The following is a 25682-nucleotide window of genomic DNA, read 5'->3' on the forward strand; positions in this document are numbered from 1 at the left end:
GTCCGAGTCGCCGGCGATGATCGCGTTCGCGGCCAGCATCACCGCCTTGAGACCCGAGCCGCACACCTTGTTGATCGTCATGGCGGGCACGGCCGTGGGCAGGCCCGCCTTGATCGACGCCTGGCGCGCCACGTTCTGGCCCGAGGCGGCCGTGAGCACCTGACCCATGATCACGTCGCTCACCTGCTCCGGCTTCACGCCCGCGCGCTCCAGCGCGGCCTTGATCACGATGGCGCCGAGATCGGGCGCCGCCACCTTCGCAAGCGAGCCGCCGAATTTGCCTACCGCCGTACGTGCGGCCGAAACGATCACAATGTCAGTCATTTCCAGATCCTTCGGGCGCCTTGATGGCGCGCAATGCGCCCCGCCCGTCAAGTTGATAACCCATTTCCCGCAGCAAGCGCGTCAATCCATTTCAATCGCGCTGCTGCACATAGCGCCCCGGCGCCGGCTCGATCTCGGGGAACTCCGCCGAACCGGCTTGCGCACGCGGCTTCACCTTCTTGCCGCCGAACTGGTCGAGCCATTCGGCCCAGGTCGGCCACCAGCTGCCGGGTTTTTCCTCGGCAACGGCAAACCAGTCGTCGGCCTCTTCGGGCAGATGCTTCGCATCGGCCTCGACGCTCCAGAAGCTGCGCTTGTTCTTCGACGCGGGGTTGATCACACCCGCGATATGGCCCGACGCGCCAAGCACGAATTTCAGCGGCCCCGAAAGCAGCGGCACCGAAGCGTAAGCGGTGCGCCACGGCACGATGTGATCTTCGCGCGAGCCGTAGATGAAAGTCGGCACGTCGATGCGCGAGAGATCCACTTCCTCGCCGCACACGGTGAGCGCACCAGGCTCGCGCAGCTTGTTTTCCAGATACGTATTGCGCAGATACCACGCGTACATCGGCCCCGGCAGGCTCGTCGAGTCGCTGTTCCAGAACAGCAGGTCGAACGGCGCGGGCGTGCGGCCCTTCAGGTAATTGTCGACGACGTAGTTCCAGACCAGATCGTTGGGCCGCAGGAACGAGAACGTGTTCGCGAACTCCACGCCGCGCATGAGACCCGGCGTGCCGCCATTCTTGCCGCCGATGGTCTGCTCACGCATCTGCACGTGGGCTTCGTCGACGAACACGTCGAGCACGCCCGTGTCGCCGAAGTCGAGCATTGCCGTGAGCAGCGTCATCGACGAAGCGGGATGCTCGCCGCGTGCCGCCGCAACGGCCAGCGCCGTGGCGAGGAGCGTGCCGCCCACGCAGAAGCCGAGCGTGTTGATCTGCTCGCGGCCGCTGATGCTGCGCGTCGTGTCGATGGCGGTGAGCACGCCCTCTTCGATGTAGTCGTCCCAGCCCTTATGGGTAATCGACGCGTCGCCGTTGTGCCACGAGACGAGGAACACCTGCTGCCCCTGCTCCAGCGCGTAGGCAACGAGCGAGTTCTCGGGTTGCAGATCGAGGATGTAATACTTGTTGATGCACGGCGGCACGATCAACAGCGGCCGCTCGCGCACGGTGGCCGTGGTCGGCTTGTACTGGATCAACTGGAAGAGTGCGTTCTCGAACACAACCGAGCCTTCAGTCGTGGCGAGATTGCGGCCCACCACGAAGCGCGATTCGTCGGTCTGCGAAATCTTCCCGCGCGACATGTCGCCCAGCAGGTTCATCACCCCCTGGCGCAGGCTCTCGCCGTGGGTTTCGAGCAAGGCGTTCTGCGCGTCGGGATTGAGCGCGAGGAAGTTGCTCGGCGAAGCCGCCGCCGTCCACTGCTGCACGGCGAAACGAATGCGTTCGCGCGTTTTCACATCGGTGTCGATCGCGTCGACGAGCTCATGCAGATAGCGCGCGTTGAGCAGATACCACGCGGCCGTGAAGGCATACGCGGGCGTCGCTTTCCAGGCGTCGGAGCTGAAGCGCCGGTCCTTGAGCTCGGGCGCCTTCGGCGTGGCGTCGGTGGCCTGGCGCAGCAAGTCCAGCGCGTCGCGCGAATACTCCGCTTGCAGATGCTGCAAGCGCGTGGGTTCGATCGATGCCGTGGGAAGCTTGAAGCCCTCGAACGGGTTCGCGCCGCCGAAGGGGTTCGCTGTGCCGAAAGGACCGCCTGCGCCGAAAGGACCGCCTGCGCCGAAAGGACTGCCCGCGCCGAAAGGACTGCCCGCGGCGAAAGGATTGCCTGCCGAGAAAGGATTGCCTGCGGCAAAGGGATTGGTCCCGGCAAACGGATTGGATGCGGCGAAGGGGTTGCCCGGCGCGCCGTTGCCACCCGGTGGCCACCAATTGCCGGCGAGGCCCGCGAGAGGCGCTTGCTGCGCGGCGCCGCCCGATTGCTGCGCAGCATTCAAGGCGCTCTTCCAGGCGTTCGTCCACGCGTCGAGATATTGCTGCATGCCGGCTGCGTCGGGAGCGAAAGGCTGATTGAAGCGCGTTGCACCATCAGTTGAAGCGCCCGTGCCCGGGGCAGTCTTGGAACGTTGAGATGCCGTCATGCCTGCTTTTGACCGATGTGTCCTGGTGGACTGGTTGAGAGGCAGGTGGTACGCACACGGGCGCTGTTGCGGCGCTCGTCACGACCTGTCCCGTGGGTGAGGGACATTCTTGCTCCCCATTGCAAAGCGTGTCAATGCTTGTGCCCGATTTTGCCGCACTGCGATATTTTTTTAATTATCGTTTTCCCGATGTAATCAGATGTTTAACTCGGGGATGAGATCGGTATGCGGTCCGGCGCACAAAAATCCGTCGTGACGGCAAGCGCTTGCAGTGCAATGAACGGGTTGGCGAAGGCATGCGGCAGGCATGGCGCCGTGCCAATTGCGAGATTAGATGCAGCGCAACATAAATGCGCGCAGCGACGGGCGTCGCCGCCCCACGAAAGGCAGCGACGCATGGCGAACATCCTGTCAGGGTTCGAGCCAGATCAGCGCGGCCATGCGGCCCGTGACGCGATCGCGCCGGTAGGAGTAAAAGCGCTCGCGCAGCGTGACCGTGCACTGGTCGCCGCCGCTCACATGGCGCACGCCCAGCGCGTCCAGGCGCAATCGCGCCAGGGCGACGAGGTCGGCAAGGTACTTGCCGGCGGCCTCGGGGCGCGCCACGAAGGCGGCTTCGGTCGCCGCGCGATGTGCGTCACGTTGTGCCGCGTCGACACTCTCCGCGTGGGTCATGAACGCGTCACGCACGTCTGCGCCGACTTCGAAGGCCGTGGGCCCGATCGCCGGCCCGAGGTACGCATGCAGGTCGGCGCTCGTGCCACCGGCGAGCGCCGCCACGCGTTGCGCGGTGCGCTCGATCACGCCCGCTGCCAACCCGCGCCAGCCCGCGTGCGCGGCGCCCACGGCGCGGCCCTCGCCATCGCACAGCAGGACGGGCATGCAGTCGGCCACCATCACCGTGCAGGCAATGCCGGGCTCGGCGGTCACACTGGCGTCGGCTTCGAGCGGCGCACCCGCACGCGCGGCGGCGAGCGCTTCGGCGGCGTCCACCACGACAGGCCCGTGGATCTGCTTGAGCCACGCCGCGGGCACGCCCGCATGAGCGAGCAGGCGCGCGCGGTTCGCCTCGACATCGTCGAGATCGTCGCCGGAGCCGCGGCCGAGGTTCAGGCCGCCGGGCAACTCGACGCCCTCGCTACCCTGCGCGCCCTCCCAGCGCCCGAACGGCGGCGCGCTCACGCCGCCGTTGCGCGTCGTCACGAGCGCGCGCACGCGCGGCGAAACCTGCCAGTCGGGGAACAGCAAATCGGCGGAAGTCAGTTCCGGGCAGGTCGTCATGCGGGCTTGTCCTCGTCGTGCCGATCGTCGTCGCTGTCTTCGTCGTCTTCATCGTCGTCGTCGTAATCGTCTTCGTCGCTGCCGATCACGTAGCCTTCGTCGGTGTAGGCGCTGTCGAACATTTCGTCATCGAAGCCATGTTCGTCCTCGTCTTCCTCGCTGCCGAAGCCGAGCGCCTCGATCAGCGCGTCCATGTCGTCCGGCGCGTCGGCGCGCCATTGCATCGCGCGGCCCGTCACCGGATGCACGAGGCCGAGACGCCACGCGTGCAGCGCCTGGCGCGCGAAACCGTCGGGCAGCGCCGCCACCGAGCGCTTGCCGCGCGCGTGGCCGTACACCGGATCGCCCAGCAACGGATGGCCGATGTGCGCGCAATGCACGCGGATCTGGTGCGTGCGGCCCGTTTCCAGGTCGCAATGAATCGCGCTCACGGGCTGGTTGTGCCAGAGCGTCTTGTCGATACGCCGGAAGTGCGTGCGCGCGGGCTTGCCCGCCGCACCCTTGACCACCGCCATGCGCGTGCGATCACGCGGATCGCGGCCAATGGGCGCGTCGATCGTGCCTTTGTCGGCCATGCTGCCCCAGACGAGCGCGAGATAGCGGCGCTTCACGGTGCGCGCCTGCAACTGGCGCACGAGGTCGGTTTGCGCCTCGAGCGTGCGCGCGACGACCATCAGCCCCGAAGTTTCCTTGTCCAGACGATGGACGATGCCCGCGCGCGGCAGGCCCGCCGCCGCTTCGCCGTAGCGATGCAGAAGGCCGTTCAGGAGCGTGCCGCTCCAGTTGCCGGCGGCCGGATGCACGACGAGCCCCGCGGGCTTGTTGATGACGACGATGGCGTCGTCCTCGTAGATGACGTCGAGCGGCACCGGCTCGGGCGTGAAGGCGAGCTGCTCGGGCAGGAGATCGGGCACGAGTTCGATGGTCGCGCCGAGCGGCACCGGCTGGCGCACCTTGGCGGGCTTGCCGTCCACGCGCACGCGCTGCTCCTCGATCCAGCCCTGGAGGCGGCTGCGTGAAAACTCCGGAAACACTTTCGCGAGCACCTTGTCGAGGCGGTCGCCGGCAAGCTCATCGGGCACCTGAACGAAGCGCGGGGCTTCGTCCCGGCGCGTACGCGGGGCGCCGCCCGCGAGCGGCGCGGCGGCCTCGCCGTTGAGGTCGTCATCGAAAGCCTCACTGGAGGCTGCGTCATCGGGCGCATCGCCCAGGCTATAATCGCTGGTGCTGTTTTGGGCGCCGGGAGCGCCGGCCCCCGGAATAACTGAACGGGTCATTGAGTCTGGGTCACCTGTGGACCTGAAGCTGGACTGGATAAATGCGAGCCTTGAACACGATTACGAAACTGGCCAAACAAGCAGTGGCCCGAAACGCAATGCGCGCGGCGCGAGCACAAACGCTCGGCAAGATCGGCAACATCGTTCGCCTTGCCGTGTGCGGCGCGGCGCTCGCTGTGGTCGCGGCCTGCCACGGCTTGCCGGAAAAGACCGACGAAACGGCGGCATGGAACAACAACAAATTATATACGGAGGCTCAGGACGCGCTCTCCGGTGGCGACTGGGGCAAGTGCGCGAAGTACTTCGAAGCACTCCAGGGCCGCGACCCGTTCGGCCATTTCGCCCAGCAGGCTCAGATCAATGTTGCCTACTGTAACTGGAAGGACAACGAGAACGACGCCGCCGACCAGGCGATCAACCGCTTCATCCAGCTGCACCCGGATCACCCGGACATCGCCTACGCGTACTATCTCAAGGGCATGATCCACTTCAACGACGACCTGGGTCTCTTTGGCCGCTTCTCGGGCCAGGACATGAGCGAGCGCGACCCGAAGTCGCTGCGCGAGTCGTATGACGCGTTCAACACCGTGGTCAGCAAGTATCCGCAAAGCAAGTACGCGCCGGACGCCGCGCAGCGCATGCGCTACATCGTGAACGCGCTCGCCTCGCACGAAGTGCACGCGGCCGACTACTACTATCGCCGCGGCGCCTATGTGGCGGCCATCAACCGCGCGCAGCTCGCCATTCAGGACTACAAGAGCGCGCCGGCCATTGAAGACGCCCTGCACATCATGATCCTGTCGTATCAGAAGCTCGATCAGCCGCAGCTCGCCGAAGACACGCGCCGCGTGCTCGCCGCGACCTTCCCGGACAGCCCGTACATCACCGGCCACGCCCGTCCCGGCAAGGAAAACAAGTCGTGGTGGCAGATCTGGTGATCGCCGCCGGCTCACGCTGAAGCACGCTGAAAAGCAAAACGCCACGGACATTCCGTGGCGTTTTTTTTGCCTCATCGGCAGCGCAGGCATGGAGCGCCTGCGCTGCGCGCGGGATCTCAGTCGCGTTCGAACAACGCGATCGACTCCACGTGCGACGTGTGCGGGAACATGTTGACGACGCCCGCACCCTTGAGCCGGTAGCCGGCCTCGTTCACGAGAACGCCCGCATCGCGCGCCAGCGTCGCCGGGCTGCACGACACGTAGACGATGCGCTTGGGCAGCGGCCCATTGCCGCTCTGCGCGATTTCCGCGAGCGCCTGCGAAACGGCGAACGCGCCTTCGCGCGGCGGGTCGACCAGGAACTTGTCGAAGTGACCGAGCGCGCGCATGTCGTCGGCGGTGACTTCGAACAGGTTGCGGCACGCGAACGACGTATGGCCGTCCACGCCGTTGGCGCGCGCATTTTCGAGCGCCCGGGCGGTCAGCGTGTCGCTGCCCTCGATACCCACCACTTCGCGCGCGAGACGCGCGAGCGGCAGCGTGAAGTTGCCGATGCCGCAGAACAGGTCGAGCACGCGATCGCCCGGCTCAGGCGCGAGCAGGCGCAGCGCCCGGCCGACCAGCACGCGGTTGATCTGGTGATTGACCTGCGTGAAGTCGGTCGGCTTGAACGGCATGCGGATGCCGAACTCCGGCAGCGTGTAGTCGAGTTCCTTGTCCAGCGGATAGAACGGGAACACCGTGTCCGGGCCTTTCGGCTGTAGCCAGAACTGCACGTTGTGCTCGTCGGCAAACGCGCGCAGCAGGTCTTCGTCGGCGGCCGTGAGCGGTTCGAGAATACGCAGCACGAGCGCCGTCACGCTGGAGCCGACCGCAAGCTCGATCTGCGGCATGCGATCGCGAATCGACAGCGCGGCCACAAGGTGCCGCAGCGGCACGAGCATCGCCGACACGTTCGGCGGCAGCACTTCGCAGCTCGTCATGTCGGCCACGTAGCTGCTCTTCTTCTCGTGGAAGCCGACCAGCACGCCGCCCTTCTTCGGCACGTCGCGCACCGTGAGGCGCGCGCGATAGCGGTAGCCCCACGACGGCCCGTGGATCGGCCGGAACATCGTCTCCGCGCGCACCTTCGAGAGGTGCGTGAGGTTGTCCTCCAGCACACGCTGCTTGACGGCGATCTGCGCGCGCACGTCGAGGTGCTGCATCGAGCAGCCGCCGCAGGTGCCGAAAAACGCGCACTGCGGCTTGGTGCGGATCGCGCTCTCGCGCAGCACGCTCACCACCTGCGCCTGCTCGAAAGTCGGCTTCTTGCGGTAGCTGAGGTAAGTCACGCGCTCGCCGGGCAGCGCGCCCTCGACGAAGATCACCTTGCCGGGCTCGCCCGTCTCGGTGACGGTACGGCCAACGCCGCGCGCGTCCATGTCGAGCGATTCGATCTCGAGAATGGGGGCATGAGCGACAGAGGCTTCGATGGCGGCGCGCTTTTCGGCGCGACGCTCGCGCTTGCTGCGCTTTTTCGCGGGCGCGGACGGCACGGCCCCGGCGTGAACGGGGTCGGCCTCAACGGGCGCGGTTTGAGGGTCGGGGGCAGCTTGAGACACCAGCGGATTCCTGACAGACGATGGATGAATATTGGGCGAAGGCGAGATTGTAGACGATGTCGCCGCCCTCGCCGCCGACGCGCCGTCGTTGCTCCGCGTGTTCCACGCGCATTGCGCGCTTGCGTCTCGTTTTCGAACTCCTCCGATCGTCCGTGCCGAACCGCGTCTCTACGATGGTTCCTGCCGCGTGACACCTTCGAGCCACGCGAAGGAATCGTCAACATGTCCGCCGTCCTCTACCTGCAAACATTCGCACTTTTGCTGCTCGCGCTTGGCGCGGCCACCGTCGCCGAGCCGCTCGTTTCGAAGCACGCCACATCGCATCGCCTGTTGCTGCTCGGCTTCGTCGGCCTCGCGGTTCCCGTCGCGCTGCTCGCCCTGCTGCTTTTCGGCCTGCGCGTCCTGCTCGATTAGACGCGTTCAGATTGACGCGCTTTCAGAATCGTCCCATAGATCGCCCCACCGGCGGCCGGAACGATAACAATCTCATTCACCTACGGAATCGAAGTGAGCAAGCTATCTCTTTGTGCGCTCGTGGCCGCGACGCTTGCGGGCCTCGCGGCATGCGCCCCGACCATCAAACCCGATCAGGTCATCGCCTCCATCCACCCCGGCATGACGCAGGGCGACGTCTACAAACGCATCGGGCCGCCCGATCGCGGCTATCAGACCAACGGTCTCGACTGCTTCCAGTACGACCTCGGCAAGTACGACCTCGACAGTTCCCGCAACGTGCCGTTCGCGGTGTACTTCGACCGCAATCACCTGGTGGCGGGCACCGCGCGCGCGGCGTGCCAGGGCCGCCGCATCTAACGCAAAAACGGCGGATAGCGCCGAACGCTACCCGCCGCCTGCCTCACAGGGCCCTCACCGCGAAGGTCCGTGCGACGCTTCAGCCTGTGAGCGACGTGTTGTAGGTCGTCCCGGCGATCACCACGTTGCTCAGCGCGATCGCATTGACGTTGTTCACGTAGATCGGCCCCGGCGTGGTGGCCGAAGCCGTGCCGGTGCACACCGGCGTGCCGAGGTTGCAGTTCGAGATGGTCACCCCCGTGATCGGCGAGACTGTCGGCGCCGGAGAGGCTCCGTTGTAGTCCGAAGCGACCGGCCCCTGCGCGACGATGGCCTGAAAGCACGACGCCGTGTTGCCGTTGAGCGTCACGTTGCTCGCGTTCACGTTGGAAATGTTCACGTTCTGGACAACAGGCGGGCTGATGCGCACGGCGTCGCCGGCTGGCGAATAGTCGCAGTCGAAGGTGATCAGGCCGCCCTGCGACGCCGACGGATTCGAGCCCGCCGTCGACGTCACGCCAAGCGGCACCGAAGCGTTGATCGGGCTGCCCGTCAGCATGTTGCTGGTGCCGTAGCCGCTGCCCGTGAGATTCACGCCGTTGGGCAGATCGACCGAATCGATATAGACGTCCTTCACGAAGCCGCCGCGACTCATGTTCGTCTTGATGCGGATGGCGATGTTGAGCGGATTGGTCTGCCAGTTCTGGTTGAGCATGTTGAGCTTGCGCGCGTAGATGCGCTGCACGCCCGCGCTCATCTCGCTGCCGAGCGTGATGCCGCCGTGACCGCTGTTCATCGTGCAGTTCTGGATCACGTGGTCCTGCGCGGGGCCGAATTCGGTGTCGAGCGCCTTGCCCGATTTGATCGCGATACAGTCGTCGCCCGTGTTGAAGGTCACGCTGTCGCACAGCACGTTCGTGCAGGCTTCCGGGTCGAAGCCGTCGTTGTTCGGCCCGATGCTGTCCGCGAACACGCCGCGGATCACGACGTTGGCACAATCGGTCGGGTGGTTCTGCCAGAACGGCGTGTTCTGCGTGTGGTAGCTCTCCATGAGCACGTTGGTGCAGCCGACGAATTCCACCATGCAAGGCCGCAGGTAATGGCCGACGCCGAAGATGCGCTGCGCCACCGGCACGCCGAGCTGCGACAACGCGGGCAGATAGTTCTGATCCTGATTCCAGGGCGCTTTCGTCGAGCCGGTGATGAGCGCGAGCAAGGTTGCGTTGGTGCTCGTGAGCGCCGCGTTGTTCGGGTTGGCGTAGGCCTGCGAAGGCGTGCTCGAGTTCACGCAGCCGTATTGCCCGTTCGAGCCTTTGTAGGTCCACCAGCAGGTGGACGCGCTGCCGCTGCCGCTGAACGGCGTCATGGCCTGGCCGTTGAGGATCGAGGTCTCGCCCTCGCCCGTGATGGCAATATTGGTTTGCTTGTAGGCGTATACGGGCGAGCCGAAGTTCAGGCAGTCGTTGCCCTGCCAGCGCGTGTAGTAGAGCTTGCCGTTCGCGCCGCAATCGACCGGGCCGCTCTTTGCGTAATCGGCCGGGTTCGGGCTGAAGTAGATCGTGCAGCCCGCGCTCAGATGGAAGTTCACATTCGAGAGCAGCACGATCGGACCGCCGCAATACCAGTTGCCGGCCGGCACGACCACGCGGCCGCCGCCCGCGAGGTTCGCCGTCTCGATGGCGAGGTTGAACGCCGAACAGGAGTCGTAGGCCGTGCCCGTGAGCGAGCCGTTCACCATCTGGTCCGCGCCGGGGCTGAACGGCTGGGTGTACGGGTTGACGCTCGCCTGCACCTGGGTCGTGAGCGCCTTCGCGCCGAAACTCGCCGCGTTGAAATCGGCCGCACGAAACATCGACTGGGTGAGGCTCGAAAGCGACGAGATGATGCGCGTAGCCGCGCCCGAAGTGCCCCAGATCGGGTCGTTCGCAACCGCGCCGCCGGTGCCGGTGCTCGCGGACGCGCCGCTGCTGCCGCTACCGCCACCGCAGCCGGGCAACGCGGCGAGCATCGTCGCGCCGGCCGACGCGCCCGCGAACGCCATGAATGTGCGGCGCTTGGGCGAGGCCGGCCCACCCTCCGCCTTGGGGTTGCCCTGCGTGATCTGCTTTGCCATTTGACGCTGTCTCCATGTTTGAAGTTGTTGTTCCGCTTGCATCCGGCTTCTCTATTGCCGGAAAGTCAGGCTCGTAGCGAACCTGTATGGCAACATCGTGAAGCACGGCATTTTTGTAATACAACAATGAGATTGTCAAGCTATCGAGAGCCACCAAACCATGAGGAGCATCGTCAAATCAGTGTTTACAAGGGCAAACCCCGATCCTCATCATCAATCGTTGCAATAAATTTGTAAAACAACACACGGCAAAAATCCAGGCTAGGGTAGACGCGCGACGAACGCCGCCGCGTCATGCAAGGAGCGGACGAATGAAACTGGTGAGCTGGAATGTGCAGTGGGGACGCGACGCCTCAGGCGTCGTCGATCTGGCGCGCACGGTGCGCGAGGCACAGCGCCTCGCCGACTTCGACGTGCTGTGCCTTCAGGAGATCACGCGCGGGTTTCACGCGTTGCCCGGCGGTCCCGGCGACGACCAGTTCGCCGAACTCGAAGCACTGCTGCCGGGCTATACGGTGATTGGTGCGATTGGCGCCGACTTGCCCGCACCCGGCAACGCGCAGCACGCGCCGCGGCGTCAGTTCGGCAATGCGCTCGCGACACGCCTGAGCGTCGCGCAGGTCTTTCGTCATGCGCTGCCATGGCCGGCCGATCCGGGCTCGCCGTCGATGCAGCGTGTCGCGCTCGAAGCCGTGCTCGACACGCCGGGCGGCGCGCTGCGCGTGCTGGTGACGCATCTGGAGTTCTATTCGCTGCGCCAGCGGCTCGCGCAGGTGGACGCGTTGCGGCGTGCCCAGGAGGAAGCCGCCGATCATGCGGCGCACCCCGCCCCGGCGGAAAACGACGTCGGCCCGTTCGCGCCAAGCGGGCGGCCCGTGAGCGCCATCGTCTGCGGCGACTTCAACAGCGCCTGGGGCAGCGAGGCGTATACGCGCATGCTGGAGCCGCTGGGCGGCAGCCCGGCGTTCATCGACGCCTGGACGGCGCTGCACCCCGGCGCGACGCCGCCGTACACGGCGGGCGTGTACGACACGGCGCAATGGTCGGACGGGCCGCTCACGTGCGACTTCGTGTTCGTCACCGAGGATTTGCGCTCACGCTTGCAGCGCTGTGAGATAGACGGAGCGACCGAGGCGTCGGATCATCAACCGATCGTGCTCGAACTGCGCTGAAGATCGCAGACCGGACGTTCGTGCTCAATCACGCACTCGCGCTATTGCACCCGCGCACGAGTGCACAACCGCACGATCAGGCCGCGAACGCCTTCAGATACTCGCCCCAATGCGGTGCGGTTTCCGCGCCGAGCGACTGCTTCACGAACTCGATTTCGTCCGCGTATTCGCGCTCACTGAACCCGCCGCGCATCATCTGGAACCGGCAATAAAGCAGATACGTGTTGACCACGTCGGTTTCGCAGTAGTTGCGAATCTCTTCGATTTTCCCTTCCTGGAACGCCGTCCACACCTGGCCGCCGTCCATGCCGAGCTTGCCCGGAAAGCCGCAAAGCTTCGCGAGCGCGTCGAGCGGCGCGTTCGCGCGCGGCTGGTACATCGCGAGCACGTCCATGAGGTCGGTGTGGCGCGTGTGATAGCGGCTGATGTAGTTGTTCCACTTGAAGTCGCGATCCTCTTCGCCCATTTCCCAGTAGCGCACCGCGCGAATGCCGTGCACGAGCGCCCGGTAGTTCAGCACCGGCAGGTCGAAGCCGCCGCCGTTCCAGGAAACGAGTTGCGGCGAATACTTTTCGATCGTGCGGTAGAACGAATCGATCAGGCGCGCTTCGCCGTCTTCGGGCGTGCCGAGCGAGCGCACGCGAAAGCCCTGCCCGTCGCGGAACACGCAAGAGATCGCGGCGATGCGTTGCAGGTGATGCGGCAGGAAATCGCTGCCGGTCTTCTCGCGGCGCGCGGCGAAGGCGTGCTCGGCCACTTCGGTGTCGGTGAGCGAGACGGGCAGATCGTCGAGACGGCGAATGCCGTCGACATCGGGAATGGTCTCGATGTCGAATACGAGTACGGGTACTGTCATTCAGGTGGACTGCGAGATGTTATAGAACGGCGTCCTTGCGCACGCCGTTCGAAGCGAAAAAGCGCTTGAGGCGCACCAGCGCTTCCTGCTGGATCTGCCGCACGCGCTCGCGGGTGAGGCCCATTTCGTCGGCCAGTTCTTCGAGCGTGGCGGGCTCGATATGGTTCAGCCCGAAGCGCCGCTCGATGACATGGCGATGCTTGTCGGATAGCCGGCCGAGCCACGCGCGCGTAAGCGTTTCCAGCTCGCGGTGCTGCACTTCGGCGTCCGGCGACTGGCTCTGGTCGTCGGACAGCAGGTCGAGCAGGCTGCTCGCGGGGTCGAGGTCGAGCGGCGCGTCGAGCGACGCCGTGTGCTCGTTGAGCGCGAGAATGTCGGTGACTTCCTCACTGGTCTTGCCGGTGAGATAGGCGATGTCGTCGATGCTCGCGTCGCGCCGCTCGGAAGCCGAATCGGTGTTGAGCGAGTTCTTTTCCAGATGGCGCTTCGCGCGCAGCACCTGGTTGAGCTCGCGGATCACGTGCACCGGCAGGCGCACGGTGCGTGCCTGGTTCATGATGGCGCGCTCGATGCTCTGGCGTATCCACCAGGTCGCATAGGTCGAAAAACGGAAGCCGCGCGTGGGATCGAATTTCTCGATTGCGTGCATGAGGCCGAGGTTGCCCTCCTCGATCAGGTCGAGCAGCGGCACGCCGCGATTGAGGTATCCCTTGGCAATGCTCACGACGAGGCGCAGATTGCGCTCGATCATGACCTGACGCGCCTCGAACTCGCCGGCCTTGGCAAGCCGCGAGTAGCGCTGCTCCTCCTCGACGGTGAGCAGCGGCTTCACACTGATCCGGTTCAGATAATGCTGGATGGTGTCGGCCGTGAGTTCGGCCTGAAGCATGGCGCGGAAGTCGTCGGCGTCGGGCGCGGGGGCCTCGGCGCCTTCGCCCGAGCCGCCCTCCTCGGTGGCGGACTCGCGCTCTTCACGCTCCTCGCGCTCCTCGAAATCGCGGCCGCCGTCGAGTTCGGGCGACGCGTCGTCGTCGCCCGACTGCGCGCCGTCCTCCACCGAAACCTGGGCGGCTTGGCTGTCAGACTCGGATTGCTGCAGACGGCGCTTCGATTTCGGCATGGTCGGCTCGCTTTTATTGCGGCGGCAAGTACTTCAGTGGGTCGACGGGCTTACCCTGACGGCGTACTTCGAAATGCAGCATCACCCGGTCCGAGTCGGTATTGCCCATTTCGGCGATCTTCTGACCTTTGGTGACCGCATCCCCTTCTTTTACCATCAAAGTCCGGTTGTGTGCGTACGCGGTCAAAAACGTCGCGTCATGCTTGATGATAATGAGATTGCCGTAACCGCGCAGCCCATTTCCGGCATAAACCACGCGTCCATCACCGGCCGCCTTGACAGGATCGCCCGCCGCGCCGCCGATATTGATGCCCTTGTTCTTCGAATCGTCGAAGCCGTTGAGCACCGGACCACGCACCGGCCATGCAAGCGCAAGACTTCCCGGCGCCGCGGCCATGTCGCCGGCGCTTGCCGGCGGCTGCTGCGGCTGCGCTGCATTCGCTGCCGAACCGTAGAGCGGCGGCTGCGCCGCCGAACCCGCTGCCGGTGCAACCGGCGCGCCCGGTGCCACGCCCACGCCCGGCACCGGCGCGGTCACGACGCCCGGCGTGCTGGCGCTTGCGTTCGCACCCGGCGGCACCACGCGCAACAACTGATCCACTTCAATCTGGTTCGGATTGGTGAGATTGTTCCACGTCGCGATGTCGCGATAATTCTGTCCGTTTTCGAGCGCAATCCTATAGAGAGTATCGCCCGGCTTCACCCGGTAATATCCCGGAGGCGGCGGGCCGAGCGGCACCGGTGGCTGCGCCGCCGTGCCGAGCGGCGCGGTGCGGTCCACGACGGGTGCCTGATCGAGTCGCGTGGCACATGCGGTCAGAAGACAAAGCGCGATGACCGAGGCGCCACGGGTGGCCACGGTCAGGTCGACATGCAGGCGGTTTCTTTGGATCGCGCGCAACATACTCATCGGATTCAGATCACTCCAGATTTTAAGGGGACAAAGAAAACGCGATCCAGGCGCGACTCCCGCCACTGTGCCGGTCCCGTACGCTCGACGAGCGTGAGAACCTGCATGGCTTCGCCGGCGCCTGCCGCCCCTTGCGTGCCTGACACGGCCACCGGCGCTACGAGCCGCCCGCCAATGGCGAGTTGCTCAAGCAGCGCCTGCGGCACGTCGAAGCCCGCGGCGGCGATCACGATCGCGTCAAACGGCGCCGCCGACGGCAAACCGAGCCGTCCGTCGCCGTAGTGCAAGCGGATATTCGGAATACGCAGCGGACGAAGATTCGTCTTCGCGCGCTCGTATAACGGCTTGATGCGTTCAATGGAATACACGTCGCGCGCAATCTGGCTCAGCACCGCGGCCTGATAGCCACAGCCGGTGCCGATTTCCAGCACGCGCTCCAGCACGCGGCCCGCGCCTGCCAGTTCGAGCATGCGCGCGACCACGGAAGGCTTCGAGATGGTCTGGTGATGACCGATCGGCAACGCCGCATCTTCGTACGCCTGGGTCGCAAGCCCGGGATCGACGAACATGTGGCGCGGCACGACCGCGAGCGCCTGAAGCACGCGCGCATCGGCAATGCCGTTTGCACGCAGGCGTTCGACCATGCGTTCGCGTACGCGTTCCGAAGTCAGCGCATGCGCGCCGTTGAGCGCAACGGCGGGCGCGCCCGCGCTGCCCGTAGTCGCGGCTCGCGACGGCGTGGCGCTCACGGCGGCCGGTGTGGATTTTTTCGCGCCGACCGGCGTAACGGCCGCCGGCTTCGCTGCCATCGGCTTCACGTTAGTCGGCTTTGTTGCATTGACCGGCTTCACGGGCGAAGCCTTGAACGGCGCGGGTGCCGTGGACTTCACAACGGGCTTCACCGCCTGGCCGACAGCGGCCTTCGCGGCGCCGCCACTGCCCACGCCCGCGAGCGGCGTGCGCGCGTCGCCGGGACACGTGTCGCGCCGGCGCGGCTCGCGCACCAGATCAGCAAGCCCAAGCGGAAAACGCTTCGTGCGCTCGCCCGTCATGAAGCACTGCCGCCCTTGCGCGCCCAGTCGTGCGTCGCGGGCAACATCTGCGTGTGCGTGAGGTCGAGTTGCAGCGGCGTGATCGACACGTGGCCGTTCGATACCGCGTGAAAGTCCGTGCCTTCGCTTGCGTCGAGCGCGCTGCCCGACGGCCCGATCCAGTAGATCGGCTCGCCGCGCGGGTTGGTCTGGCGGATCACGGGCTGCGAGGGATGACGCTTGCCGAGACGCGTGACGCGCCATTCGCCAAGCTCGTCATACGGCAAATTCGGGATGTTGACGTTGAGCAGCGGATGACCCGGCAGCGGGTTCGCGAGGTAGTGCGCCACGATCTCGGCCGCGACGCGCGCGGCGGAATCGAGGTGGACCCAGTCCTTGTCGACGAGCGAGAACGCAATGGCGGGCACGCCGAACATGATGCCTTCGGTCGCCGCGGCCACCGTGCCCGAGTACAGCGTGTCCTCGCCCATGTTCTGGCCGTTGTTGATGCCGGAGACCACGAGGTCGGGCTTCTGGTCGAGCATGCCCGTGAGCGCGATGTGCACCGAGTCGGTGGGCGTGCCGTTCACGTAGTAGAAGCCGGTCGTGGCCGAGCGCAGCACCGACAGCGGGCGCCACAGCGTGAGCGAGTTCGATGCGGCGCTGCAATTCTGCTCGGGCGCCATCACCGTGACTTCGCCGAGCGGCTTGAGCGCCTCATGGAGCGCAGCGAGGCCGGGGGCGAGATAACCGTCGTCGTTGCTGAGTAGTATTCGCATCGAGCGATTGTAACCGAGGAAAGAAGGCAGGCGAACGACAGCCGGAACGCGCTGCGCGGCGTTGGCCCGCTGGCTTTGCAGTGCCGCTTCCTGTGCCCCGTTCATGCGCCGAAGCGTGAAGCATTCGCGCACGCCATGCGCTCATGTGCGGCATGAAATAAATCGCACGATCGTTCGCATGCGTGCGGATTGCCGTACACTGTCCCGCTGGAGCGACTCCATCACCGAAGCAAAAGAATCGACGCAAACGAAACACAGACAGGAGACACGATGCGCGCAATCCGCTGCAACCAGTACGGCCCGCCCGACTCGCTCACGCTCGAAGACCTGCCCGACCTCGTGCCGGGTGCGGGCCAGGTGGTCATCGACGTGAAAGCCGCGGCCGTCAACTTTCCCGACGTGCTCATCATCGAGAACAAGTATCAGATGAAGCCGCCGCTGCCCTTCACGCCCGGCGCCGAACTCGCGGGTGTGGTGCGCGCCGTGGGCGAAGGCGTGAAGCTCGCGCCCGGCACGCGCGTGGTGGCCTATGTGGGCACCGGCGCGTTCGCCGGGCAGGCGATTGCCGACGCATCGGCCTGCGTGCCGCTGCCCGAGGGCGCCGACTTCGCGACGGCCGCCGCGTTCACGCTCGCCTACGGCACCTCGCATCACGCCGTGGTGGATCGCGCGGCGCTGCGCGCGGGCGAGACGATGCTCGTGCTCGGCGCGGCGGGCGGCGTGGGACTCGCGGCGGTGGAGATCGGCAAGGTGCTCGGCGCGCGCGTGATCGCCGCCGCGTCGAGCGAAGAAAAGCTCGAAGTGTGCCGCCGCTTCGGTGCGGACGCCACGATCAACTACAGCACCGAGGACTTGCGCGAGCGCATCAAGGCGCTCACCGACGGCAAAGGTCCCGATGTGATCTACGACCCGGTGGGCGGCGCGTATGCGGAACCGGCGTTCCGCAGCATCGGCTGGCGCGGGCGCTATCTCGTGGTGGGTTTCGCGAACGGCGAGATTCCGAAGCTGCCGTTCAATCTCGCGCTGCTCAAGGGTGCAAGCATCGTCGGCGTGTTCTGGGGCGATTTCGCGCGCCGCGAACCGCAGCACAATGCGGCCGCGTTCGCGCAGATGGTGGGCTGGATCGGCGAAGGCAAGCTCAAGCCCTATGTCTCGAAGCGCTACACGCTCGCCGACACGGCGCAGGCGCTCAAGGACATGGCTTCGCGCAAAGTGACGGGCAAGATCGTGATCGAGCCCTGATCGTTTCAGACAAAGCAGGCGGCAAAACAAAAACGGCTCGCGATGATGTGCGGGCCGTTTTGCATGATGAGGCGCGCGGTGCGCCCTGGCTTCATGCCCTCACCTCACGCTCAAAGCCTTTCGGTGTCGCCCGTCTTCGGCTGCCACTTCATGAGGCGCCGCTCGGCAAGCCCCACCAGCGCGTCGAGAATCAGCGCGAACGCGGTCAGCACGAGAATGCCCGCGAACACCGTGTTGATGTCGAAGGTGCCTTCGGCTTGCAGGATCAGATAGCCCACGCCGCTCGCCGAGCCGAGATACTCGCCCACCACCGAGCCGACGAACGCAAGCCCCACCGACGTATGCAGGCTCGAAAACACCCAGCTCGTCGCGCTCGGCAGATAAACGTGACGCAGCAGTTGCTTGCGGTTCGCGCCGAGCATGCGCGCGTTCGCGAGCACCACGGGACTCACTTCTTTCACGCCTTGGTAGACGTTGAAGAACACGATGAAGAACACGAGCGTGACGCCGAGCGCGACCTTCGACCAGATGCCGAGGCCGAACCACACGCCGAAGATCGGCGCGAGAATCACGCGCGGCATCGAGTTCGCGGCCTTGATGTAGGGGTCGAAAAGCGCGCTGGAAGTGGGCGCGAGCGCGAGCCACAAGCCGACGCCCAGGCCGCTCACGGTGCCGATCACGAAGGCGAGCACCGTTTCGACGAGCGTCACCCACAGGTGCAGCCAGATCTCCCCGGTCGTGAACCACTCCCAGATGCGCAAGAGCACCTTTTGCGGCTCGCCGAAGAAGAATGCGGCCTTGTTGGCGTCGTCGAAATAGAACGGCGGCAGTAGCGTCGGACTCGTGAACACGTACCACAGCGCGAAGCACGCGACGAGCAGCAGCCACTGCCACACGATGAGGTTGTCCCGGTTCGGGCGCAGCCGTTTCCACATGATGCCGGTCTCTTTACGGTTTATATCTCTGGATTGCGCCATGTTCATTTACCCCGCGGCAAGCTGCTGCTGATAGCCCTTGAGCACCTCGTCGCGCAGCACGCCCCAGATCTGCGCATGCAGCTCCACGAAGCGCGGCTGCGAGCGCACCTCCGCCACGTCGCGCGGGCGCGGCAGATCGATGGTGAATTCACCGATCGGGTGCGTGCCCGGCCCCGCCGACAGCACGACCACGCGATCCGACATCGCGATCGCTTCGTCCAGATCGTGCGTGATGAACAGCACCGCCTTGCGCTTCGCGGCCCACAGGTCGAGCAACTCGTTCTCCATGAGCTGGCGCGTCTGGATGTCGAGCGCCGAGAACGGCTCGTCCATCAAGATGATGTCGGGGTCGAGAATGAGCGTCTGCGCCATCGCCACGCGCTTTCTCATGCCGCCCGAAAGCTGGTGCGGATAGCGGTCGCCAAAGCCGCCGAGGCCTACGCGCTTGAGCCACTCCTCGGCCCGCGCGCGCGCCTCGCCGGCCGCGACGCCGCGAAACGTGAGACCCGCCATCACGTTGTCGAGCGCGCTGCGCCACGGCATCAGCGCGTCGGCCTGGAACATGTAGCCCGCGCGGCGGTTCAGCCCGTCCAAACGCTCGCCGAACACGCTCACGGAGCCCGACGACGGCGCGAGCAGCCCGGCGCCCACGTTGAGCAGCGTGGACTTGCCGCACCCCGTCGGGCCGACGACCGAGACGAATTCGCCGGGCGCGATATGCAGCGTCGCATTCGCGACGGCGGTGTAGCGTTGCGAACGGTCCTCGCGTGAAGCGAAGGTGCAGGTGATGTTGTCGAGCGCGAGAGCGGGTACGGTCATCGTCGTGAGGCGGAAGCAGGCAGCAGCGGGAAAACAGGATCGCGACGGCGGGCGAAGCGTGGCTCGCCCGCCGCGGGAATCAGCTCTTGACGGTCGCGAGCGACTTCTTCACGAAGTCGTTGGTCCACGTCTTCGAGAGATCGATGGGCTTGCCCTTGATGTTCGGGTCGAACTGCAAGGTCTTGAGCGCCGTGGCGGGGCCGCCGGCGGGCATCAGGCCGTCCGGCGACAGCGCCTCCTTCACGTGGTCCCACGCCGCGAGATAGAGCGCGCGGTCGCCGAGCAGATAGCTCTCGGGTACGGTGTCGATGAGTTGCGAGCCCGTTGCGCCCTGGAGCCACTTGAGCGCGCGCACCATCGCCGTGGTGAGCGCCTGCGTGGTGTTCGGATTCTTCGTGATGAAGCTTTCCGACGCATAGAGGCAGCCCGCCGGCATGTCGCCGCCGAACACCGAATGCGTGTCGGCGAGCGTGCGCGTATCCGCCACCACGCGAATGTCGCCCGCGCGGTCGAGCTTGGTCATGACCGGGTCGAGGTTCGCGAGCGCGTCGATCTGGCCCGACTGCAACGCGGCGATCGCACCCGCCCCCGCGCCCACGCCGATGAACGCGACATCGGCGGGCTTGAGCCCCGCCTTGGCGAGCACGAAGCTCGCCATGATCGAAGTGGACGAGCCCGGCGCGGTCACGCCGATCTTCTTGCCCTTCAGGTCAGCGACGCCCTTGAAGTTGGGCATCGACTTCTTCGAGACGGCCAGCACGATCTGCGGCGCGCGGCCTTGCAGCACGAACTCGCGGAACATCTGGTGCTGCGCTTGCAGCAGGATGGTGTGTTCGAACGCGCCGGACACGACATCGGCGCTGCCGCCCACCGCCGCTTTGAGCGCCTGCGAGCCGCCCGCGAAGTCGGAAATCTCGACCTCGAGGCCTTCGTCCTTGAAGAAGCCGCGCCGCTCGGCGATCGTGAGCGGCAGGTAGTAAAAGAGGTTCTTGCCGCCGACCGCAATCGCGACCTTCTTCGTTTCGAGCTTGTTTTGCTGGGCGAAGGCGAGCGGCGAGGCGCCGAGCGAGGCGGCCGCGAGCGCGGCCGTACCGGCGAGAAAGCTTCTGCGTTGCATGAGCGAGTCTCCAGTGCTTGTTGTGTTTTTTGTGCAAGCCTGGCGCACGCGGAGGGTTGGCGTAACGGCCGCCGCGCGTGCCTGGCTCGCGGCCGTGTTGCATCAAACTACCTGGACGTGAGTGGTCTCAGACGATTTGTTGTTCGCGCAACCGTGCGATGTGGTCTGCATCATAACCCAGCGACTGCAAGACTTCATCGGTATGTTCACCCAATGCCGGGCCGAGCCAGCGCGTGTCGCCGGGCGTAGCCGAGAGCTTGGGCGTGACCGCGGGCAGCGCCACGTCCACGCCCTCGCCTTCCTGCGCGCCCGGGGCCTGCCAGCGGAATTGCTGGATCATCTGGCGCGCGGCGAACTGCGGATCGGCGAACATGTCGGCTACGCTGTAGATGCGGCCCACGGGCACATCGGCGGCGTTGAGCACGTCGAGCGCTTCGTCGATGGTGCGCGTGGAGAGCCACGCCGCGATCGCGCCGTCGATCTCCGCCGTGCGCGGCACGCGGCCGTCGTTGTGAGCGAGTGCGGGATCGTTGGCGAGATCGGCGCGGTCGATGGCCGTCATGAGGCGCTTGAAAATGGGATCGCTGTTGCCGCCGATCACGATGCTGCCGTCGCGGCACGGATACGTGTTCGACGGCACGATGCCCGGCAGCGACGCGCCGGTGCGCTCGCGCACCATGCCGTACACGCCGTACTCGGGCACCACGCTTTCCATCATGTTGAACACGGCTTCGTAGAGCGCCACATCGACGATCTGGCCGCTGCCGCCGTTCATGTTGCGATGATGGAGCGCCATCATCGCGCCGATCACGCCGTGCAGCGCCGCGATCGAGTCGCCGATCGAAATGCCGATGCGCGGCGGCGGCAGGTCGGGATAGCCGGTGATGTGGCGCAGGCCGCCCATCGATTCGGCGATCGCACCGAAGCCCGGACGATCGCGATACGGGCCGGTCTGGCCGTAGCCCGAAAGGCGCACCATCACGAGGCCGGGATTCTCCTTCGAGAGCACGTCGTAACCGAGCCCGAGCTTTTCGAGCAGACCTGGCCGGAAGTTCTCGATGACGATGTCGGCTTCCTTCGCGAGCCGCCGCACGATCTCCTTGCCCTCTTCGGCCTTGAGATTCACCGTGACCGACTTCTTGTTGCGCGCCTGCACGGCCCACCAGAGCGACGTGCCGCCCGCTTCGGGGTAGAGCTTGCGCCATTTGCGCAGCGGATCGCCCCCCTTGGGGTCTTCGATCTTGATGACCTCGGCGCCGAACTCGCCGAGAAAGCGCGCCGCGAACGGGCCCGCGATCAGCGTGCCGAGTTCGAGGACTTTCACGCCCGCGAGCGGCCCCGCGCCTTTCGCGCCGGTGGCCTGAGGCTGGGATTCAAAGGAAGCGGCTGCTGCGCTCATGGTGTCTCCTTTCGTTCTGTTCGGCTTGCAGCGCCGCATGGCGAGCGCCGCTATCGAGGCGTGGCACGACGCTACATCGAGCGCCGGTCGAGCATGGCGCGAGCGATGGTGCCCGCGTCCACGTATTCGAGTTCGCCGCCCACCGGCACGCCGCGCGCGAGTCGCGTGACCGCAAGTCCGCGCGCCTTGAGCGTCTGGCCGAGATAATGGGCCGTCGCCTCGCCTTCGTTCGTGAAATTGGTTGCGAGCACCACTTCCTTGACGACGCCATCCGACGCACGCTTCACGAGCCGGTCGAAATGGATCTCTTTCGGGCCGATGCCGTCGAGCGGACTCAGATGGCCCATCAGCACGAAATACAGCCCGCGGTACGTCATGGTCTGTTCGAGCATGATCTGGTCGGCCGGCGTTTCGACGACGCACAAGAGCGTCGGATCACGCTCGTCGTCGAGACAGGTTTCGCACACCTGAGCTTCGGTGAAGGTATTGCACTTCTCGCAATGCTTGAGGTTCTCGGTCGCGAACAGGAGCGCGTTGCCGAGCTTTTCGGCGCCGTCGCGGTCGTGCTGCATCAGGTGATAAGCCATGCGTTGCGCCGACTTCGGCCCGACGCCGGGCAACACGCGCAGCGCCTCGACGAGCGCGGCGAGAGCGGAAGGTTGTTTCATGCGGATTCAGCGCGAGGCGCGCAACGAGGTTTGAAGCGGACCGTGCTTCCGGCGAACCGAGACTAGCGGACACAAGCCCACACCTGCGCCCGCGCGGCCGGACCGGTGCCGGCCGGGCGCGCGCAGCCGCACGGGCGGCAGGCCTGCCGCAACCACAAGCAGACCCGTCGCCCGTGCCGGCGCTTAGAAAGGCAGCTTGAAGCCAGGCGGAATCGGCAGACCGGCGGTCATGCCGCCCATCTTTTCCTGCGACGTGGCTTCGGCCTTGCGCACCGCGTCGTTGAACGCCGCGGCCACGAGGTCTTCGAGCATGTCCTTGTCGTCCGTGAGCAGGCTCGGATCGATCGACACGCGGCGCACGTCGTTGCGGCAGGTCATCGTGACCTTGACGAGACCGGCGCCCGCCTGACCCTCGACTTCGATCTGGGCAAGCTGCTCCTGCATCTTCTTCATGTTTTCCTGCATCTGCTGGGCTTGCTTCATGAGCCCTGCGAGTTGGCCTTTCAACATAGTCACTGCTCCTTCTGGATCATGGTCATTCGAATCACTGCGCTCGATGCACGCGGCGCTCGGCACTCGGCACGCCGCGCGGCGCAAATCAATGGGCGGCCTGAGCGCCGCCCGATGCGGCTTCCGGCGCGAGCGGCCGGATCGAGCCCGGCACGATGCTCGCGCCGAAGTCGCGAATCAGTTGTTGCACGAAAGGATCGGCGCCGATCTCACGCTCGGCGTCCCGTTGACGCTGGGCGCGATCGGCGGCGTCGAGCGCGGCTGCCGTGCGGCGCGCCGGACCGACTTCCACGCTCACTTCAACGGTCTTGCCAAGCCGCTCGGCAAGCGCCGTTTTGAGCTTCGCGACCTGCGAGACCTCCGCATACTGCGGCACCGGCACGCTCAGTTTGAGCAGCGTGCCATCGAGTGCCGTCAGTTCGCTGTTGAAGGCGAGCTGGTACGAGATGCCCTTGAGCGAGAGCGTCGCGGCGAGCGCGGGCCAGTCGCCCGCGAAGCCGATGGCGTCGAGCGGGATGCCCGGCGGCAGCTTGCTCACGTCGACCACGGCCGGCGACGGCGTGGGCGCCGCAGCGGCGGCGCGCGGCGCAGATGGTTCGTTGTCGTACGCGGGTACGAAGCCGTCGTCGGGCGGCGCGAAGTACGCGTCGTCGGCGCCGAGCGGCACATAGTCGTCCGGCGGAATGTCGTCCCACGGTGGCGCGCCCGCGGCGTCCTGCCGCGTGTTCGCATTGCGAGCCGGCTGGCGCGCCTGCGCGTCCTGCGCGGCGGCGGCACGGCGGGCCGGGTCGGGCGTCGGCACTTTCACTTGCGCACGCGGCGCGGCTTTCGGCGCGGGCGCCGGGGCTGCCGCGTCGGCTGCGACGCCGGCGCCGCGGTTCGCCGACACGCGCATGCCCTTGCTGCGCAGCACGTCGAGCGCCGCACCCGCGCCACCACGCGCGGACAACGGCGCGGCGGGCTCTTCGCGGGCCTCGGACTGCGGCGCGGCGGCGGGCGTCGGCTGTACGGCTTGCGGCTCGACTTCGGCGGCGGGCTCAGGCGTCTGAACTGCCGCTTGCGGCGCTTGAGGCGCTACAGCGGGAGCGGCTTCGGGTTGCGCCGCGCTCGCATCCCGCGCGGGTTCGCCTTCGTCTTCCCAAGGCGGCACGACGCGCGCTTCGGCGGCGGTTCCCGTGACCGGCGCGGCCGCCACCGGCGTTGCCGGTTCGCTCGTTGCTGCCGCAACGACGCTCGTTTTGACCGGTTCCGGATGTATCTCGGGCTGCACCTCGGGCTGCACCGGGGCCACACGCACAGGTGCCTGTGGTGTCTGAGGCGCTTGCACCGCTTCCGCCTTTTGCACAGCCGCCTGCCCTGCCGGCGCGGCGCTGCGCGCCGACGCCACCGCCGGTGCGGCCGCCCGCGCGCCCGCGACCGCCGCAGCGGGTTTCGAAGCCGGGGCGCTGCCCACGTTGCCCGCGTTCACGGACGGCTCGAACGCCAGCATGCGAAGCAGCGTCATCGTGAAGCCCGCATACTCGTCGGGCGCGAGGCCCAGTTCGTTGCGGCCGAGCGTGGCGATCTGATAGAACAGTTGAACCTGCTCCGGGCTCAGCGCCTCGGCAAAACGGCGGATATCGTCGGCTTCCGGCCACTCGTCGAGCACCGACGAGGGCGCGAACTGCGCCCAGCCGATACGGTGGAACAGGCTCGCGAGATCCTGCAAGGCGGTAGAGAACGACAGGCTGCGCAGCGCCATTTCGTCGGCGATGGCGAGCACGTTCGCGCCGTCGCCCGCCACGAGCGCGTCGATCAGGCGGATCAGATAGCTCTGGTCGAGCGCGCCGAGCATGCCGCGCACCGCTTCCTCGGTCACCTGGTTGGCCGAATAGGCGATGGCCTGGTCGGTGAGCGAAAGCGCGTCGCGCATCGAGCCGTCAGCGGCGCGCGCGAGCAGGCGCAGCGCCTGCTGCTCGAACTCGACCTTTTCCTCGCCGAGAATGTGCGTGAGGTGCTCGACGATGTTGCCCGCCGGCATCTGCTTCAAATTGAACTGAAGACAGCGCGAAAGCACCGTAACCGGAATCTTTTGCGGGTCGGTCGTCGCAAGAATGAACTTCACGTGCGGCGGCGGCTCCTCCAGCGTCTTCAGCATCGCGTTGAAGGCGTGGTTCGTGAGCATGTGCACTTCGTCGATCATGTAGACCTTGAAGCGCGCGTCGACCGGCGCGTAGACCGCGCGTTCCAGCAGCGCGGCCATTTCGTCCACGCCCCGGTTGCTCGCCGCATCCATCTCGACATAATCGACGAAGCGCCCTTCGTCGATTTCCCGGCACGCGCGGCACACGCCGCACGGCTTGGACGTCACGCCGGTTTCACAGTTGAGCGCCTTGGCGAAGATACGCGAGAGCGTCGTCTTACCCACGCCGCGCGTGCCCGTGAAGAGGTACGCGTGGTGCAGGCGGCCGCCGTCGAGTGCATGCGTGAGCGCGCGCACCACGTGCTCCTGTCCGACGAGCGAAGCGAAATCCTTCGGTCGCCACTTGCGTGCGAGAACTTGATAGGTCATCCGGAAATTGTATCAGCAACGCCCGCGCGTCCAGATGAATCGAAAGGCGGCGAATGCGCGCC

The 25682-nt window shown here is 66.2% G+C and carries 23 protein-coding genes; 5 read left to right on the forward strand and 18 right to left on the reverse strand.

Annotation, left to right across the window (positions count from 1 at the left end; genetic code table 11):
* The 4 genes from C7402_RS37960 to C7402_RS37975 form a co-directional block, all read right to left on the reverse strand.
* The coding region (locus C7402_RS37960; protein WP_482811994.1) for an acetyl-CoA C-acetyltransferase at positions 1-324 on the reverse strand (324 nt) is incomplete at its 3' end.
* A gap of 91 nt (positions 325-415) precedes the next feature.
* On the reverse strand, positions 416-2467 hold the full coding sequence (gene phaC, locus C7402_RS37965) for a class I poly(R)-hydroxyalkanoic acid synthase (protein ID WP_165842093.1): 2052 nt from the start codon (positions 2465-2467) through the stop codon (positions 416-418).
* 411 nt (positions 2468-2878) lie between these two features.
* Positions 2879-3748 (reverse strand): peptidoglycan editing factor PgeF, encoded by an 870-nt coding sequence (pgeF, locus tag C7402_RS37970; RefSeq protein ID WP_116614206.1) that lies wholly within the window; start codon positions 3746-3748, stop codon positions 2879-2881.
* Positions 3745-5025 (reverse strand): RluA family pseudouridine synthase, encoded by a 1281-nt coding sequence (locus tag C7402_RS37975; RefSeq protein WP_116614207.1) that lies wholly within the window; start codon positions 5023-5025, stop codon positions 3745-3747. Before C7402_RS37975 ends, pgeF begins: the two co-directional genes overlap by 4 nt.
* Positions 5026-5123: 98 nt before the next feature.
* Between C7402_RS37975 and C7402_RS37980 the strand changes: the two genes are divergently transcribed.
* Positions 5124-5963, forward strand: a complete 840-nt coding sequence (locus C7402_RS37980; protein ID WP_372460411.1) for an outer membrane protein assembly factor BamD — start codon at positions 5124-5126, stop codon at positions 5961-5963.
* Positions 5964-6079: 116 nt separating this feature from the next.
* Here the strand turns inward: C7402_RS37980 and rlmD are convergent, their stop codons facing one another.
* A complete protein-coding gene (gene rlmD / locus C7402_RS37985; RefSeq protein WP_112177001.1) occupies positions 6080-7435 on the reverse strand; it encodes a 23S rRNA (uracil(1939)-C(5))-methyltransferase RlmD in 1356 nt (451 codons plus the stop codon).
* Between the two features lie 351 nt (positions 7436-7786).
* Here rlmD and C7402_RS37990 point away from each other — a divergent pair, with 351 nt between their 5' ends.
* Together C7402_RS37990 and C7402_RS37995 are read left to right on the forward strand one after the other, a co-directional pair.
* Entirely contained in the window at positions 7787-7978 is a 192-nt protein-coding gene (locus C7402_RS37990; RefSeq protein WP_112176989.1) for a hypothetical protein, read from the forward strand.
* 93 nt (positions 7979-8071) lie between these two features.
* Positions 8072-8377, forward strand: coding sequence for a hypothetical protein (locus C7402_RS37995; RefSeq protein WP_133254627.1), 306 nt, complete (start codon positions 8072-8074; stop codon positions 8375-8377).
* A gap of 79 nt (positions 8378-8456) precedes the next feature.
* Here C7402_RS37995 and C7402_RS38000 read toward each other — a convergent pair whose 3' ends face one another.
* Positions 8457-10469 carry a glycoside hydrolase family 28 protein gene (locus C7402_RS38000; RefSeq protein WP_244315033.1) on the reverse strand — a complete coding sequence of 671 codons (2013 nt, stop codon included), beginning with the start codon at positions 10467-10469 and terminating at the stop codon, positions 8457-8459.
* A gap of 311 nt (positions 10470-10780) precedes the next feature.
* On the opposite strand from C7402_RS38000, the gene C7402_RS38005 reads away from it, so the two are divergent.
* A complete protein-coding gene (locus C7402_RS38005; protein ID WP_116614208.1) occupies positions 10781-11641 on the forward strand; it encodes an endonuclease/exonuclease/phosphatase family protein in 861 nt (286 codons plus the stop codon).
* A 76-nt stretch (positions 11642-11717) separates the two neighbouring features.
* Here the strand turns inward: C7402_RS38005 and C7402_RS38010 are convergent, their stop codons facing one another.
* The 5 genes from C7402_RS38010 to surE are packed head-to-tail and all read right to left on the reverse strand — an operon-like array spanning position 11718 to position 16337.
* Positions 11718-12497, reverse strand: a complete 780-nt coding sequence (locus C7402_RS38010) for a 3'-5' exonuclease (protein WP_116614209.1) — start codon at positions 12495-12497, stop codon at positions 11718-11720.
* A 19-nt stretch (positions 12498-12516) separates the two neighbouring features.
* Positions 12517-13617, reverse strand: a complete 1101-nt coding sequence (rpoS, locus tag C7402_RS38015) for an RNA polymerase sigma factor RpoS (protein WP_112176985.1) — start codon at positions 13615-13617, stop codon at positions 12517-12519.
* A 13-nt stretch (positions 13618-13630) separates the two neighbouring features.
* Positions 13631-14527 (reverse strand): peptidoglycan DD-metalloendopeptidase family protein, encoded by an 897-nt coding sequence (locus C7402_RS38020; RefSeq protein WP_116614210.1) that lies wholly within the window; start codon positions 14525-14527, stop codon positions 13631-13633.
* 5 nt (positions 14528-14532) lie between these two features.
* Positions 14533-15579 carry a protein-L-isoaspartate(D-aspartate) O-methyltransferase gene (locus tag C7402_RS38025; protein ID WP_116614211.1) on the reverse strand — a complete coding sequence of 349 codons (1047 nt, stop codon included), beginning with the start codon at positions 15577-15579 and terminating at the stop codon, positions 14533-14535.
* The gene (surE, locus tag C7402_RS38030; protein WP_112176999.1) at positions 15576-16337 is read right to left on the reverse strand and encodes a 5'/3'-nucleotidase SurE; all 762 of its coding nucleotides are present in this window, start codon (positions 16335-16337) and stop codon (positions 15576-15578) included. Before surE ends, C7402_RS38025 begins: the two co-directional genes overlap by 4 nt.
* Positions 16338-16607: 270 nt before the next feature.
* Here surE and C7402_RS38035 point away from each other — a divergent pair, with 270 nt between their 5' ends.
* Positions 16608-17579 (forward strand): NADPH:quinone oxidoreductase family protein, encoded by a 972-nt coding sequence (locus C7402_RS38035; protein WP_112176982.1) that lies wholly within the window; start codon positions 16608-16610, stop codon positions 17577-17579.
* 110 nt (positions 17580-17689) lie between these two features.
* Here the strand turns inward: C7402_RS38035 and C7402_RS38040 are convergent, their stop codons facing one another.
* From C7402_RS38040 to C7402_RS38070, 7 genes are all read right to left on the reverse strand, one after another.
* Entirely contained in the window at positions 17690-18514 is an 825-nt protein-coding gene (locus C7402_RS38040) for an ABC transporter permease (protein ID WP_112176981.1), read from the reverse strand.
* A gap of 48 nt (positions 18515-18562) precedes the next feature.
* Positions 18563-19375 (reverse strand): ABC transporter ATP-binding protein, encoded by an 813-nt coding sequence (locus C7402_RS38045; RefSeq protein ID WP_112176980.1) that lies wholly within the window; start codon positions 19373-19375, stop codon positions 18563-18565.
* Between the two features lie 79 nt (positions 19376-19454).
* Positions 19455-20492: an ABC transporter substrate-binding protein gene (locus C7402_RS38050; protein WP_116614212.1), complete on the reverse strand. Its 1038-nt coding sequence runs from the start codon at positions 20490-20492 to the stop codon at positions 19455-19457.
* Between the two features lie 127 nt (positions 20493-20619).
* Complete coding sequence (locus tag C7402_RS38055) at positions 20620-21891, reverse strand: CaiB/BaiF CoA transferase family protein (protein ID WP_112176978.1); 1272 nt, start codon at positions 21889-21891, stop codon at positions 20620-20622.
* Between the two features lie 71 nt (positions 21892-21962).
* Positions 21963-22559 (reverse strand): recombination mediator RecR, encoded by a 597-nt coding sequence (gene recR / locus C7402_RS38060; RefSeq protein WP_116614213.1) that lies wholly within the window; start codon positions 22557-22559, stop codon positions 21963-21965.
* 183 nt (positions 22560-22742) lie between these two features.
* The gene (locus C7402_RS38065; RefSeq protein ID WP_112176976.1) at positions 22743-23069 is read right to left on the reverse strand and encodes a YbaB/EbfC family nucleoid-associated protein; all 327 of its coding nucleotides are present in this window, start codon (positions 23067-23069) and stop codon (positions 22743-22745) included.
* An 88-nt stretch (positions 23070-23157) separates the two neighbouring features.
* Positions 23158-25620, reverse strand: coding sequence for a DNA polymerase III subunit gamma/tau (locus tag C7402_RS38070; protein ID WP_116614214.1), 2463 nt, complete (start codon positions 25618-25620; stop codon positions 23158-23160).
* Positions 25621-25682: the final 62 nt, after the last annotated feature.

The organism is Paraburkholderia unamae, assembly GCF_003096875.1.
Lineage (GTDB): Bacteria > Pseudomonadota > Gammaproteobacteria > Burkholderiales > Burkholderiaceae > Paraburkholderia > Paraburkholderia unamae.